The 14,130-nt window shown below is 60.1% G+C and carries 16 protein-coding genes; 8 read left to right on the top strand and 8 right to left on the bottom strand.

Going from position 1 to position 14,130, the window contains the following annotated elements; translation table 11 throughout:
- Nucleotides 1-45 precede the first annotated feature (45 nt).
- The 4 genes from TU74_RS05895 to mreB all read right to left on the bottom strand — a co-directional run bounded on the left by TU74_RS05895 (nt 46) and on the right by mreB (nt 3,461).
- Nucleotides 46-651 carry a Maf family protein gene (locus tag TU74_RS05895; protein WP_047273350.1) on the bottom strand — a complete coding sequence of 202 codons (606 nt, stop codon included), beginning with the start codon at nt 649-651 and terminating at the stop codon, nt 46-48.
- 52 nt (nt 652-703) lie between these two features.
- A complete protein-coding gene (mreD, locus tag TU74_RS05890) occupies nt 704-1,192 on the bottom strand; it encodes a rod shape-determining protein MreD (protein WP_047273349.1) in 489 nt (162 codons plus the stop codon).
- Nucleotides 1,192-2,280: a rod shape-determining protein MreC gene (gene mreC / locus TU74_RS05885; RefSeq protein ID WP_082149831.1), complete on the bottom strand. Its 1,089-nt coding sequence runs from the start codon at nt 2,278-2,280 to the stop codon at nt 1,192-1,194. The genes mreD and mreC overlap by 1 nt, the downstream gene beginning before the upstream one ends.
- Nucleotides 2,281-2,423: 143 nt before the next feature.
- Entirely contained in the window at nt 2,424-3,461 is a 1,038-nt protein-coding gene (mreB, locus tag TU74_RS05880) for a rod shape-determining protein MreB (RefSeq protein WP_002555108.1), read from the bottom strand.
- Between the two features lie 210 nt (nt 3,462-3,671).
- Between mreB and gatC the strand changes: the two genes are divergently transcribed.
- From gatC to TU74_RS05850, 6 genes are all read left to right on the top strand, one after another.
- Complete coding sequence (gene gatC / locus TU74_RS05875) at nt 3,672-3,959, top strand: Asp-tRNA(Asn)/Glu-tRNA(Gln) amidotransferase subunit GatC (RefSeq protein WP_047273347.1); 288 nt, start codon at nt 3,672-3,674, stop codon at nt 3,957-3,959.
- Nucleotides 3,960-3,973: 14 nt separating this feature from the next.
- On the top strand, nt 3,974-5,425 hold the full coding sequence (gene gatA / locus TU74_RS05870; protein WP_047273346.1) for an Asp-tRNA(Asn)/Glu-tRNA(Gln) amidotransferase subunit GatA: 1,452 nt from the start codon (nt 3,974-3,976) through the stop codon (nt 5,423-5,425).
- Between the two features lie 10 nt (nt 5,426-5,435).
- Nucleotides 5,436-6,881: an Asp-tRNA(Asn)/Glu-tRNA(Gln) amidotransferase subunit GatB gene (gene gatB / locus TU74_RS05865; protein WP_048375562.1), complete on the top strand. Its 1,446-nt coding sequence runs from the start codon at nt 5,436-5,438 to the stop codon at nt 6,879-6,881.
- Between the two features lie 163 nt (nt 6,882-7,044).
- Nucleotides 7,045-7,416 (top strand): septal ring lytic transglycosylase RlpA family protein, encoded by a 372-nt coding sequence (locus TU74_RS05860; RefSeq protein WP_047273344.1) that lies wholly within the window; start codon nt 7,045-7,047, stop codon nt 7,414-7,416.
- Nucleotides 7,417-7,464: 48 nt separating this feature from the next.
- Nucleotides 7,465-8,505 (top strand): calcium/sodium antiporter, encoded by a 1,041-nt coding sequence (locus TU74_RS05855; protein WP_047273458.1) that lies wholly within the window; start codon nt 7,465-7,467, stop codon nt 8,503-8,505.
- 38 nt (nt 8,506-8,543) lie between these two features.
- Nucleotides 8,544-8,888 (top strand): carboxymuconolactone decarboxylase family protein, encoded by a 345-nt coding sequence (locus TU74_RS05850; RefSeq protein WP_047280034.1) that lies wholly within the window; start codon nt 8,544-8,546, stop codon nt 8,886-8,888.
- On the opposite strand, the gene TU74_RS05845 is transcribed toward TU74_RS05850, so the two are convergent.
- The 3 genes from TU74_RS05845 to TU74_RS05835 form a co-directional block, all read right to left on the bottom strand.
- Complete coding sequence (locus TU74_RS05845; RefSeq protein ID WP_047273342.1) at nt 8,885-9,826, bottom strand: AEC family transporter; 942 nt, start codon at nt 9,824-9,826, stop codon at nt 8,885-8,887. The genes TU74_RS05850 and TU74_RS05845 overlap by 4 nt on opposite strands.
- A gap of 91 nt (nt 9,827-9,917) precedes the next feature.
- Complete coding sequence (locus TU74_RS05840; RefSeq protein WP_048375559.1) at nt 9,918-10,391, bottom strand: WbuC family cupin fold metalloprotein; 474 nt, start codon at nt 10,389-10,391, stop codon at nt 9,918-9,920.
- A 17-nt stretch (nt 10,392-10,408) separates the two neighbouring features.
- Nucleotides 10,409-10,966, bottom strand: coding sequence for a hypoxanthine-guanine phosphoribosyltransferase (locus TU74_RS05835; protein ID WP_047273340.1), 558 nt, complete (start codon nt 10,964-10,966; stop codon nt 10,409-10,411).
- A 164-nt stretch (nt 10,967-11,130) separates the two neighbouring features.
- Between TU74_RS05835 and upp the strand changes: the two genes are divergently transcribed.
- Nucleotides 11,131-11,769 (top strand): uracil phosphoribosyltransferase, encoded by a 639-nt coding sequence (gene upp, locus TU74_RS05830; RefSeq protein ID WP_047273339.1) that lies wholly within the window; start codon nt 11,131-11,133, stop codon nt 11,767-11,769.
- A gap of 1 nt (nt 11,770) precedes the next feature.
- Nucleotides 11,771-13,045: a uracil-xanthine permease family protein gene (locus tag TU74_RS05825; protein ID WP_047273338.1), complete on the top strand. Its 1,275-nt coding sequence runs from the start codon at nt 11,771-11,773 to the stop codon at nt 13,043-13,045.
- Between the two features lie 51 nt (nt 13,046-13,096).
- Here the strand turns inward: TU74_RS05825 and hemH are convergent, their stop codons facing one another.
- Complete coding sequence (gene hemH, locus TU74_RS05820) at nt 13,097-14,122, bottom strand: ferrochelatase (protein ID WP_047273337.1); 1,026 nt, start codon at nt 14,120-14,122, stop codon at nt 13,097-13,099.
- Nucleotides 14,123-14,130: the final 8 nt, after the last annotated feature.

Raw genomic sequence — 14,130 nt, 5'->3', positions numbered from 1 at the left:
GTTCAGGCGTCATCACAGTAGTGCCACGTTTCATGGGTGCAATAGTTAGCGCACGGAAAGGGTTTGCCAACAGGGTATGCCGAAATGTCCCAGCAGTTCTGCGGTTTCGCACACGGGCAAGCCCACGACAGCGGAATAGCTGCCCTCAAGCCCGGACACAAATACCGCGCCCAGCCCCTGAATCGCGTAGCCACCGGCTTTATCCAGCGGTTCGCCGCTGGCCCAGTAACGCGCAGCTTCTTGTGTGCTGATGTTTCTGAAACGCACCGCGCTGCGCACCACACGGGTTTCGCAGCGGGTTGCATCAATCAGGGCAATGGCGGTCAAGACTTCATGCTCGCGGCCAGATAACGCCATGAGCATAGCCAAGGCATCGGCTTCGTCGACGGGTTTGCCAAGAATCTGTCCGTCCAGCACCACGGCAGTGTCAGCGCCCAACACGCAAAAATCATCGCCCGGAGGCGACGCCGTGACGTGCTTATAACCTGCACGCGCTTTTTCGCGCGCCAGCCGCTCGACATACGCCGTGGCGGCCTCATTGACCAAAGGGGTTTCGTCGATGGCAGCACTGACGGTGCTGAAGGGCACGCCGATTTGAGTCAGTAACTCGCGTCGGCGGGGTGAGCCTGAGGCCAGATAAAGCGAAGTCATCGAGACATCTCCCTGTCAGTGTGCGCAAACCAGGAAATGGCTCACGCTTCCATCAATTGATTTTGAAACGTCGAACCAGCCCGCGCAGCCCGTAGCTGACCCAAGGCCACAACAAGGCGCTGACCAGTGCAGGCAGCACCAGCGCCAGGGTTGGCTGACGGTTCCCGGTCAAGGCGCTGAGCCACAATTGCGCCAACTGGGCCAGGCCAAAGATGACCAGCAACACCAGGCTTTGCTGCCACATCGGGAACATGCGCAGGCGCTGTTGCAGGGACAGCACGAGGAAGGTGATCAGGGTCAGGATCAAAGCGTTCTGCCCCAGCAGCGTGCCGTAAACCACGTCTTCAACCAGGCCCAGGCACCACGCGGTGACCATGCCCACCTTGTGCGGCATGTACAGCGCCCAGAAAGCCAGCAACAACGCCAGCCACAGCGGACGGAACACTTCCATGAACTGCGGCATTGGCGAAACGCTGAGCAAGACGCCAATGGCAAACGTCAGCCAGATGATCCAGCCATTACGTGAACGGATACCCGCCATTATTGCCTCTCCCGGGTGGTGGCCGGCGCAGCGGCTGGCGGCTTGGCTGCGGCGGGTGTTGCAACTGGCGCAGGTTTTTTGACCGCTCCGGCGGCGGGCGCAGGCGTTGCTGGCGTGGTGACAGCGGGCGCCGGGGCCACGGCGGGCACGGCGGGCACGGATGCAGGCACGGGCTTGGGCACAGTCGCCGGAATAATGGGCTGCGGCTCGCCGTTGTTTTCGGCTTCCTGGGCTTGAGCCGCGTCGTTGGCGCGCTCTTCAGGGGTGCGGCTGTCGCTGAAGACCAACAGCAAGTAACGGCTGCGGTTCAGAGCGGCTGTCGGCACGGCCCGCACAATAGCGAATGGCTGGCCCGAGTCGTGAATCACTTCCTTGACCGTTGCGACCGGATAGCCCGCCGGGAAGCGTTGCCCCAGACCCGAGCTGACCAGCAGGTCGCCCTCTTTGATATCCGCCGTGTCGGCCACATGGCGCAATTCCAGGCGTTCGGGGTTGCCCGTGCCACTGGCAATTGCACGCAGCCCATTGCGGTTGACCTGTACCGGAATGCTGTGGGTGGTGTCGGTCAGCAGCAAAACCCGCGAGGTGTAGGGCATCAACTCAACCACTTGCCCCATCAGCCCGCGGGCATCGAGCACCGGTTGACCGAGCACCACGCCGTCGCGCTCACCCTTGTTGATGATGATGCGATGAGTAAACGGGTTGGGGTCCATGCCGATCAGCTCGGCCACTTCAACCTTTTCGTTGACCAGCGCAGAGGAGTTAAGCAACTCGCGCAGGCGAACGTTTTGCTCGGTCAGGGCGGCGAGTTTTTGCATGCGCCCTTGCAGCAGAAGGTTTTCAGTCTTGAGCTTCTCGTTCTCGGCGACCAGCTCCGTCCGGCTACCAAACTGACTGGCGACGCCCTGGAACAGACGTTGCGGCAGATCGGTAATCCAGTAGGTCTGCATCAGCACCAGCGACATTTGACTGCGCACCGGCTTGAGCAACGTGAAACGGGCATCGACCACCATCAGCGCGACCGATAGCACGACCAGCACCAACAGGCGCACGCCCAAAGAGGGGCCTTTGGAAAAGAGCGGTTTAATAAGCCGCTCCTCCGGGGCAAGGATTCAATGTATTCATACGGCTTCAAGCGGCCTGGATGAAGATTGACAAAAGATAAACGCCAAAAGGCAGCACAGCAAAGTGCTACCTTTTGGTGATAACCCCCGAACTGCAACCACCGATATTATTCGCTGGAGAGCAGATCCATGGTGTGCTTATCCATCATTTCCAGCGCACGGCCACCACCACGCGCAACGCAGGTCAGCGGGTCTTCGGCAACGATGACCGGCAAACCGGTTTCCTGGGCCAGCAACTTGTCGAGGTCACGCAACAATGCGCCACCACCGGTCAGCACCAGACCACGCTCGGCGATGTCCGACGCCAGCTCTGGCGGGGACTGTTCCAGCGCGCTTTTAACCGCCTGAACGATGGTCGCCAGCGACTCTTGCAGGGCTTCAAGCACTTCATTGGAGTTCAGCGTGAAGGCACGTGGAACGCCTTCAGCCAGGTTACGGCCGCGCACGTCTACTTCACGCACTTCACCGCCCGGATAGGCCGTGCCGATTTCCTGCTTGATGCGCTCGGCGGTCGATTCACCGATCAGGCTGCCGTAGTTACGGCGCACATAGGTGATGATCGCTTCGTCGAAGCGGTCGCCGCCAACCCGTACGGATTCGGCGTAAACCACACCGTTCAGGGAGATCAGCGCGATTTCAGTGGTACCGCCACCGATATCGACAACCATCGAGCCGCGGGCTTCCTCAACCGGCAAGCCGGCGCCGATGGCAGCGGCCATCGGTTCTTCAATCAGGAAGACCTCACGGGCGCCGGCACCCAGTGCCGACTCACGAATGGCGCGACGCTCAACCTGAGTCGATTTGCACGGCACGCAAATCAGAACCCGAGGGCTTGGCTGCAGGAAGCTGTTCTCGTGAACCTTGTTGATAAAGTACTGCAGCATTTTTTCGCACACGCTGAAGTCAGCGATCACGCCGTCCTTCATCGGACGAATGGCTGCAATGTTGCCCGGTGTACGGCCCAGCATGCGCTTGGCCTCGGTGCCGACGGCAACGACACTTTTCTGGTTACCGTGTGTCCGAATAGCCACAACCGATGGCTCATTCAGGACAATACCGCGCTCGCGCACGTAAATAAGGGTGTTGGCAGTGCCCAGGTCGATGGAAAGATCGCTGGAAAACATGCCACGCAGTTTCTTGAACATGGGAAAGGGACCCTAGGCAACGCGTGGGTAAAAAAGTGCGGCAAACTCTAACAACGACAGGGATTTTGGGCAAGGCGCCAATATGTTAAATTGGCCGCTTTTCCGAGCACCAGCCCCCACAATCGCGGCCATATGACCGTAGAAATGCGGTAGTGTTCCGACAATCTAACACACGGATAGCATCCGTCTTGTTTTCCACTGGAGAATCCCATGGCGCTTGAACGCTCCGACGTGGAAAAAATCGCTCATTTGGCCCGCCTGGGTCTGAATGATGCCGATCTGCCACGCACCACCGAAGCCCTTAACAGCATTTTGGGGCTGATTGACCAGATGCAGGCTGTCGACACCACCGGTATCGAGCCGCTGGCCCACCCCCTGGAAGCCAGCCAGCGCCTGCGTGCAGACGTCGTGACTGAAACCAATCATCGCGAGGCTTACCAGTCCATCGCGCCAGCGGTCGAAAACGGCCTCTATCTGGTTCCCAAGGTCATCGAGTAAAAGGAAGAGCCTGCATGCATCAAATGACTCTGGCCGAGATCGCCCGCGGACTCGCCGATAAAAAGTTTTCGTCTGAAGAGCTGACCAAAACCCTGCTGGCGCGAATCGCCCAACTGGACCCGCAGCTCAACAGCTTCATTACCCTCACCGAAGACCTCGCCCTGGAGCAGGCCAAGGCCGCCGACGCACGTCGCGCCAACGGTGAAACCGGCGCCCTGCTGGGTGCGCCAATCGGTCACAAGGACTTGTTCTGCACCCTCGGCGTACGCACCAGCTGCGGCTCGAAGATGCTCGACAACTTCAAGGCCCCGTACGACGCCACGGTAGTGTCCAAGCTGGCCGCTGCCGGCGCGGTGAGCCTGGGCAAGACCAACATGGACGAGTTCGCGATGGGCTCGGCCAACGAATCGAGCTACTACGGCGCCGTCAAAAACCCGTGGAACCTTGAGCACGTGCCCGGCGGTTCGTCCGGAGGGTCGGCCGCCGCAGTAGCCGCCCGCCTGTTGCCAGCCGCTACCGGCACCGACACTGGCGGTTCGATCCGCCAGCCCGCCGCGTTGACCAACCTCACCGGCCTGAAACCGACCTACGGTCGCGTCTCGCGCTGGGGCATGATTGCCTACGCCTCCAGCCTCGACCAAGGCGGCCCGTTGGCGCGCACGGCTGAAGACTGCGCCATCCTGCTGCAAGGCATGGCCGGTTTCGACCCGCAAGATTCCACCAGCATCGATGAGCCCGTGCCGGACTTCAGCGCCAACCTGAACACTTCGCTGCAAGGCCTGCGCATTGGCGTACCGAAAGAGTTCTTCAGCGAGGGCCTCGACCCGCGCATCGCGGAGCTGGTGCACACCAGCATCAAAGAACTCGAAAAACTCGGCGCCGTGATCAAGCCCATCAGCCTGCCCAACATGCAGCACGCGATCCCTGCGTACTACGTGATCGCGCCGGCAGAAGCGTCTTCCAACCTGTCGCGTTTTGACGGCGTGCGCTTCGGCCATCGCTGCGAAGACCCGAAAGACCTCACCGACCTGTACAAGCGCTCGCGCGCCGAAGGCTTCGGCCCTGAAGTGCAGCGCCGGATTCTGGTGGGCGCCTATGCGCTTTCGGCCGGTTACTACGATGCGTACTACCTGCAAGCGCAAAAAATCCGCCGCCTGATCAAAAACGACTTCATGGCTGCCTTTAATGAAGTCGACATCATCCTCGGCCCAACCACGCCTAACCCGGCCTGGAAAATCGGCGCTAAAAACAGCGACCCGGTCTCGGCCTACCTGGAAGACGTCTACACCATCACCGCCAACCTCGCGGGCCTGCCAGGCCTGTCGATGCCAGCCGGTTTTGTCGACGGCTTGCCAGTGGGCGTGCAGTTGCTGGCACCTTACTTCCAGGAAGGTCGCCTGCTCAACGTCGCTCACCAGTACCAGTTGAACACTGACTGGCACACGCGCTCACCTGCCGGCTTCTGAGGAGAAACATATGCAATGGGAAGTTGTGATCGGGCTGGAAATTCACTCCCAGCTCGCCACCCAATCGAAGATTTTCTCCGGTAGCGCCACCACTTTTGGCTCGGAGCCGAACACCCAGGCCAGCCTGGTTGACCTGGGCATGCCGGGCGTATTGCCGGTGCTCAACGAAGAAGCCGTGCGCATGGCCGTGATGTTTGGCCTGGCGGTGGACGCTGAGATCGGTCAGCACAACGTCTTCGCCCGTAAAAACTATTTCTACCCGGACCTGCCCAAGGGCTACCAGATCAGCCAGATGGAATTGCCGATCGTCGGCAAGGGTCATTTGGACATCACACTGGAAGACGGCACGGTCAAACGGGTGGGCATTACCCGTGCGCACCTTGAAGAAGATGCCGGCAAGAGCCTGCACGAAGACTTCAGCGGCTCGACCGGTATCGACCTGAACCGCGCGGGCACCCCGCTGCTGGAAATCGTTTCCGAGCCGGACATGCGCAGCGCCAAAGAAGCCGTCGCTTACGTCAAGGCCATGCACGCCCTGGTGCGCTACCTGGGCATCTGCGATGGCAACATGGCCGAAGGCTCGTTGCGTTGCGACTGCAACGTGTCGATTCGCCCGGTGGGTCAGGCCGAGTTCGGCACCCGCTGCGAGATCAAGAACGTCAACTCGTTCCGCTTTATCGAAAAGGCGATCAACAGCGAAGTACAACGCCAGATCGAGCTGATCGAAGACGGCGGCAAGGTGGTTCAGCAAACCCGCCTGTACGACCCGAACAAAGACGAAACCCGCGCCATGCGCAGCAAAGAGGAAGCCAACGACTACCGTTACTTCCCGGACCCGGACTTGCTGCCGGTCGTCATCGAAAACTCGTTCATCGAAGACGTACGCGCCACCCTGCCGGAACTGCCGCCGCAAAAGCGCGAGCGTTTCCAGTCGCAGTTCGGTCTGTCGGCCTATGACGCCAGCGTCTTGGCTTCCAGCCGCGAGCAAGCGGACTACTTCGAAAAAGTGGTCAGCATCAGCGGTGACGCCAAACTGGCCGCGAACTGGGTCATGGTCGAGCTGGGCAGCCTGCTCAACAAACAAGGCCTGGACATCGACCAGTCGCCGGTTACGGCCGAACAACTGGGCGGCATGTTGCAGCGCATCAAGGACAACACCATCTCCGGCAAGATCGCCAAAGTGGTGCTTGAAGCCATGGCCAACGGCGAAGGCAGCGCAGACGACGTCATCGAAAAACGCGGTCTCAAGCAAGTGACCGACAGCGGCGCGATTGAAAAAGTGCTGGATGAAGTGCTGGCGGCCAACGCCGAGCAGGTTGAGCAATACCGTGCGGCAGACGAAGCCAAGCGCGGCAAAATGTTCGGCTTCTTTGTCGGCCAGGCCATGAAAGCCTCCAAAGGCAAAGCCAACCCGCAACAAGTCAACGAACTGCTCAAGAGCAAGCTCGAAGGCTAACGCACCGGCTACACACGATACCTGTGGTCACGGACGAGGCCTCAGGCTGCGAGGGGTTGCGAAGCAGCCCCCCCTTTATCGGGAAGGCCTCACCCGGCCTTGTCGCAGCCTGGCACCTCGTCAGCGGCTACACCGGTTAACACGCTTACGAGGATTCCCCCCCATGAAGCAGCTACTCGGCGCCTGCGCCCTGCTGAGCCTGCTCGCGGGTTGTGCCAGTCACGACATAGACCCGCGCGGCTATGACAAAACCGGCGTTGCCTCTTATTACGGCGCCCGCCACCATGGCAAACGTACTGCCAGCGGCGAACCTTTCGATCAGCACGCCCTCAGCGCCGCCCATCGCCAACTGGCCTTCGGCAGCCGCGTCCTGGTCACCAATCTGAGCAATAACAAATCGGTTGTGGTGCGCATCAATGATCGCGGCCCTCACACCCGTGGCCGATTGATTGATCTTTCGCGCCAGGCCGCCCGGCAGTTGGGTATGCTGCGCAGCGGCACCGCCAATGTCCGAATCCAGGGCTTGAGCGATTAATCAGGGAGTGGCTGCGATTTGGGCTTGAACGCGTTATCGACATGGAACCTGCTGCAATTGCTCTGCGGTCTCGGCCTGCTGGTCGCCGGTGCAGAACTGCTGGTGCGCTGCGCCGTCAGCATGGCAGCCACGCTCAAAGTCCGCCCGCTGCTGATCGGCCTGACCGTGGTCGCACTGGGCAGCAGCGCCCCGCAAATGACCGTCAGCCTGCAAGCCGCCTTCAATGACACCCCGGACATTGCCGTCGGCAGCGTGATCGGCAGCAACATCTTCAACGTGCTGGTCACCCTGGGGCTTTCCGCACTGATTATCCCGTTGCGCGTCTCTCGCCAGCTGGTACGCCTGGACATCCCGCTGATGGTGATTGCCAGCGCACTGGTGCTCGCCCTGGCCCTCAACACGGAACTCGACCGGCTGGACGGCGTGATCTTGCTGTGCGGCCTGACAGGCTACCTAGGCCTGTTGCTGCGCCAGTCGCGCCATGGCAGCCATCATCATGTCAGTCACGACCAACCCCAGCATTCCTGGCTGCGCAATGTGCTGATGATGCTCTGCGCCCTGCTCCTGCTCGGGCTTGCCGGTCGGCTATTGCTAGGCGCGGCGGTTGATGTCGCGACGCAGCTCGGGCTGTCGGAGCGCATCATCGGCCTGACCATCGTTGCCGTGTGCACGTCGCTGCCGGAGCTGGCCACCTCGCTGATTGCCGCCTTTCGCGGGCAACGTGAAATTGCCGTGGGCAACGTGATCGGCAGCAACGTCTTCAACCTGCTGGGCGTGCTGGGCATCACCGCACTGGTGTCCCCCGCGCCGCTGTCCGTTTCACCGAACGCCTTGGCCTTTGACTTGCCAGTCATGCTCGGGGTCGCGGCCTTGTGCCTGCCCATTTTCTACAGCGGCTACCGCGTTACGCGGGCAGAAGGCGTGTTGCTTCTGGGGTTGTATCTCGTCTACGGGCTGCATGTCGTGTCCTTCACCACCGGCATGCCGCTGGCCGGAAAACTCGAACACCTGATGCTGTTTTTTATCCTGCCGGCGCTGCTGGTGTATGTGCTGTTCAGTACCCTGCGCGCATGGCGTCGACAACACTGAGGAGTCTTCCCTTGAATAATAAAAAGACCGGACTTGAAATGCGCCGCCAGGTGATGGGCGATGAATTTGTGGACCGCGCCCTGGGCAACGCCACTGACTTCACGCAGCCGTTGCAAGACTTCGTCAACGAGCACGCATGGGGCGGTGTGTGGAACCGAGAGGGCTTGCCCCTCAAGACCCGCAGCCTGATCACCCTGGCCACCCTGACCGCGCTCAAGTGCCCTCAGGAACTCAAAGGCCACGTGCGCGGCGCGCTGAACAACGGCTGCAGCGTAGAGGAGATCCGCGAAGCCCTGCTGCATTGCGCGGTATACGCGGGGGTTCCGGCGGCCATTGATGCGTTTCGGGCAGCGCAGGAAGTCATCGACAGCTACGACGTTTAAATCCAGCCGCCCCACTGCAAGACAAAAATCCCGATATTGGTCGTGACCGCCGCCATCACCGTGGTGATCACGATGATGGCAGCCGCGAGTTCATGATTGCCATTGGCGGCGCGCGCCATGACAAAACTGGCCGCGGCAGTCGGGCTGGCGAAATACAGAAACAGCGTGCCCAGTTCCGGCCCGCGAAAACCGTACAACCATGCGCCCCACGTGGTGATGAGCGGCAGGCCAATCATCTTCAGCAAGCTGGCGCTGAAGGCCAGATCGCCACTTTTGCGCAGGGCCGCGAGTGACAACGTGCCGCCGATACAGATCAGCGCCAACGGCAAGGTCATCGCCGCCAGATATTCCCCGGATGCCTGCAACCAGCCGGGCAACACTATCTTGAATGCAGCAAACGGCACGGCTGCCAGCACACTGATAATCAGCGGGTTGCGAAACACGCTTTTGCAGATGCTCCACGGGTCGGATTTGATCACCGGGCTGTACACGGCCAGCACGATGGTCGACAACGTGTTGTACAGCAGGATCACCAGCGCCGCGAGCACAGCCCCCAACGAGATGCCGTAGGCACCGTACATACTGGCGGCCAGCGCCAGCCCGATCACCGCGTTATTGCCGCGAAAGGCGCCCTGCGTGTAGATGCCACGGTCTTCGCGTGGGCACCGCCAGATCGACCAGCCCCAGGCCAACGCGAAGCTCACCAGGGTCGCCACCGTGAAGTAGCCCAAGACTTTAGGCTGCAAGGCGGCATTAAGATCCGCGTGCACAATGCCCAGAAACAACAACGCCGGCATGGTGACGTTAAACACCAGAGCCGACGCGGTATGGATGAAGCTGTCATTGATCCAGCCGACACGCTTGAGCACTACCCCCACAAACAGCATGGCAAACACGGGCGCAGTGATGGTCAGGGTCTGAAGGAAGATAGCCAGCATGCCAAGCAATTCCGATTGCAATCGTCAGACCGCGAATCTTATGCCAGGGACAGGAGCAACACCTAATATTGAAAAGCCATTATTGCCCGGATCAATCGAACTGCGCGCGCATCCAGACCTGGTACTGGGCCACTTCAGGCTCACCTTCGCGAGGCGCCCAAGGTGCCAGTTCGCCATCCCCGACAGGCCGGTAGGGTCCGGCTTTGCACTCGAACATCACGCTGTCAGGCTCAAGCACTACCAGGCCATGAAATACTCCCGGCGGCAGGTCTACGCCGAGGCTTTCGCCCCCGGCCATCAACACGCGCGTTTCGAGCAACTGACCGTTGCGGTCAAAAATCAGCACCCCCAGCTTGCCCCTGAGCACCAACAGGGTTTCAGCCTTGTCGCTGCTCAGGTGACAGTGGGGCGGGATGTACGTGGCGGGTTGCAGGCCCACCACCATGCGATGACAAGGCTCCTGCATCTGATGCAGGTTGTGGTGCTGGCGACCACGAGGGTTACCGGCAGCCTTCTCGGCCAGTTCGTTAAACAGTGTCTGATCGAGAAAGCTGGGGGTAGTCATGGTTTCAACGTCCTTGTTTACAAACCTTTAACGGCATAAATGCCGGCGGCGTTACGCCAGTAGCCTTTGTAGTCCATGCCATAACCGAATACGTAGCGGTCGATGCACGGCAGGCCTTCGTAAGTGGCCTTGAGGCCAGCACTTGCCTTGCGGTCGTGTTCTTTGTCGATCAACACCGCCGTGTGCACCTGACGTGCGCCAGCGTGATTGCAGAAATCCACAATGGCGCTCAGGGTGTGACCTTCATCCAGAATGTCGTCGATGATCAGCACATGGCGGTCCATGAACGACACTTCCGGCTTGGCCTTCCAGAACAGATCGCCGCCGCTGGTCTGATTACGGTAGCGCGTGGCGTGCAGGTAAGACGACTCAAGCGGAAATTTCAAATGCGTGAGCAGCTTGCCGGCAAAAATCAGCCCACCGTTCATCACACAAAAAACCACTGGATTCATCTCGGCCATGTCGGCCGTGATTTGCGCGCCAACACGGGCAATGGCCGCCTCGACTTCAGCTTCGGTGTACAGGCAGTCAGCCTCTCGCATGACTTGACGGATATGCTCGAGATCAGCAGACATGACGCTCTCCAGGGGGGGTTGCTCAAGAAAAGCGGGCAAAGGTACGCATCCGCATGGCTCAGATCAAGCATTTATGGACTAACGTGCTGTTATGTCTATAGGACATCACCCCGGATTAGATTAATCTAGGCCGGTTTTTTTGCCTGCCCCCGGAGCTTTTCCCTATGCCTATCCGTGAGATCCGCCATCCGCTGATCCGTCACAAGCTCGGCCTTATGCGCCGTGCCGACATTAGCACGAAGAACTTCCGCGAGCTCGCTCAGGAAGTCGGCGCGTTGCTGACCTATGAAGCCACCAGCGACCTGACGCTCGAAACCTACGAGATTGAAGGCTGGAGCGGCCCTGTTCACGTTGAGAAAATCGCCGGTAAGAAAATTACTGTCGTGCCTATCCTGCGCGCCGGCATCGGCATGCTCGAAGGTGTGCTGAGCCTGATCCCGGGCGCCAAAGTCAGCGCCGTCGGCGTTGCCCGTAACGAAGAAACCCTGCAGGCCCACACTTATCTGGAAAAACTCGTACCGGAAATCGACGAGCGTCTGGCGATGATCATCGACCCGATGCTGGCCACCGGTTCTTCGATGGTTGCAACCATTGACCTGCTGAAAAAAGCCGGCTGCAAAGAGATCCGCGCCATGGTGCTGGTTGCCGCCCCCGAAGGGATCGCTGCGGTAGAAGCCGCTCACCCGGACGTCACCATCTACACAGCGTCCATCGATAACCGTCTGGACGAACACGGCTACATCATTCCGGGCTTGGGCGATGCCGGCGACAAGATCTTCGGCACCAAGCAAAAGGACGCATAACATGCAGGACGAGTTCAACGACCCGCTCTGGCGCCAGATCCTCTCTGGCGCGCAGATGCTCTTCGTGGCCTTTGGCGCGTTGGTGTTGATGCCTTTGATTACAGGCCTGGACCCTAACGTTGCGCTGTTCACGGCGGGTCTCGGGACTCTGCTGTTCCAGATCGTGACCCGGCGCCAGGTGCCGGTCTTTCTGGCTTCGAGTTTCGCTTTCATTACCCCGATCATTCTCGCCAAGGGTCAATTCGGCCTGGCGGCGACCATGGGCGGCGTGATGGCAGCCGGTTTCGTGTACACCTTTCTCGGTTTCGCGGTAAAGCTCAAGGGCACCGGTTTCATTGATCGCCTGCTCCCGCCCGTGGTCATTGGCCCGGTGATTATCTCCATCGGTCTGGCGATGGCACCGATTGCCGCGCACATGGCCATGGGCCGCGCTGAAGACGGCACCGAGCTGATCCACTACCAGACCGCCATGATGATCTCGATGCCAGCCTTGCTGACCACCCTGATCGTGGCGGTGTTCGGTAAAGGGATTTTCCGTCTGGTTCCGATCATTGCCGGTGTGTTGGTGGGGTTTGCCCTGGCCTTCTATTTTGGCGTGGTCGACACGGCCAAAATTGCCGCAGCCCCCTGGTTTGCCTTGCCGCAGTTCACGGCGCCGGAGTTCAACTGGCAGGCGATTCTGTTTATCGTCCCGGTGGCATTGGCCCCGGCCATTGAGCACATTGGCGGCGTGATTGCCGTGGGCAGCGTGACCGGTCGCGACTACCTGAAAAAGCCCGGCCTGCACCGCACCCTGTTCGGTGACGGTATTGCCACCACGGCTGCCGGCCTGCTGGGCGGCCCACCCAACACCACCTACGCCGAAGTGACGGGCGCCGTGATGCTGACCAAGAACTACAACCCGAAAATCATGACCTGGGCGGCCATCTTTGCCATCAGCCTGGCATTTATCGGCAAGTTCGGCGCACTGCTGCAAAGCATTCCAGTGCCGGTCATGGGCGGGATTTTGTGCCTGCTGTTCGGCTCGATTGCGGCGGTGGGGATGAACACCCTGATCCGTCATCAGGTCGACCTGAGCGAGGCACGCAACCTGGTGATTGTTTCGGTCACGTTGGTGTTCGGTATTGGCGGTGTGCTGATCGGCACCGGGATGGGACCTGAAGACTTCGGTCTCAAGGGCATCGCGCTGTGCGCCATTGTGGCGATAGCGCTGAACCTGCTCCTGCCGGGTAACGACAGTTGGAAAAAGAAAAAAGGTGACGAGCCGATTATCTAAACCGGCCTGCGTCACCTGCAACCCTCTCCCCTCGGGAGAGGGTTTTTTATTTCACAGCGCCAGCGGCGCCCTTTCGCATAACGTATTCAACGCAGCCGCCCATTCAGGGTTGTCGTTGAGGCACGGCACCAGCACCAACTCCTCGCCCCCCGCCTCGATAAACTGCTCGCGACCGCGATCGCCAATCTCTTCCAGCGTCTCGATGCAGTCGGCGACAAAGGCTGGGCACATCACCAGAATTTTCTTCACGCCCTCTTTGGCCAGCGCATCCAGTCGCGCTTCGGTATAGGGTTCGATCCACTTCGCGCGCCCCAAACGGGACTGAAAAGCCACCGACCACTTACCATCCGGCAAGCCCATTCGCTGCGCAAACAACTCAGCGGTACGCAGGCATTGCGCGCGATAGCAGGTAGCCATCACCGCAGGGGACGCGTTTTGGCAGCAGTCTTCATTTTTGAAACAGTGATTACCGGTCGGGTCGAGCTTGTGCAGGTGCCGCTCGGGCAAACCGTGGAAGCTCAGCAGCAGGTGGTCGTATTCCTGCGCCAGATGCGGTTTGGCACTGGCCACCATCGCTTCCAAATACTCGGGCTGGTCATAAAACGGCTGCAGGATTGAGAACTGAATCGGCAGCTTTTTAGCCTTGACCACCCGCTTGGCTTCTTCAATCACCGTGGTCACGGTGCTGTCCGCAAATTGCGGGTAGAGCGGCGCAAGGGTGACCTTCTTGATGCCCTGAGCGGCCAGCCGGGTCAGCACGGTTTCAATGGACGGCTCGCCATAGCGCATCGCCAATTCCACCGGCCCCTGCTTCCACTCGCGGGTCATGGCCTGCTGCAAACGACGGCTGAGCACCACCAACGGTGAACCTTCATCCCACCAGATTGACGCGTAGGCATGCGCCGACTGCTCGGGGCGTTTGATCAGGATCAGCGACACCAGCAAGCGTCGAACCGGCCATGGCAAGTCGATCACGTACGGGTCCATCAAAAACTGGTTCAAGTAGCTGCGAACATCCGCTACCGACGTAGACGCCGGTGAACCCAGGTTTACCAGCAACAGCGCGTGGTCGGTCATGCAACATC

The organism is Pseudomonas lundensis (assembly GCF_001042985.1).
Taxonomy (GTDB): Bacteria; Pseudomonadota; Gammaproteobacteria; order Pseudomonadales; family Pseudomonadaceae; genus Aquipseudomonas; species Aquipseudomonas lundensis.
Note: the sequence above shows the minus strand (reverse complement) of the source record. Positions and strands in the feature narration are given on the sequence as shown.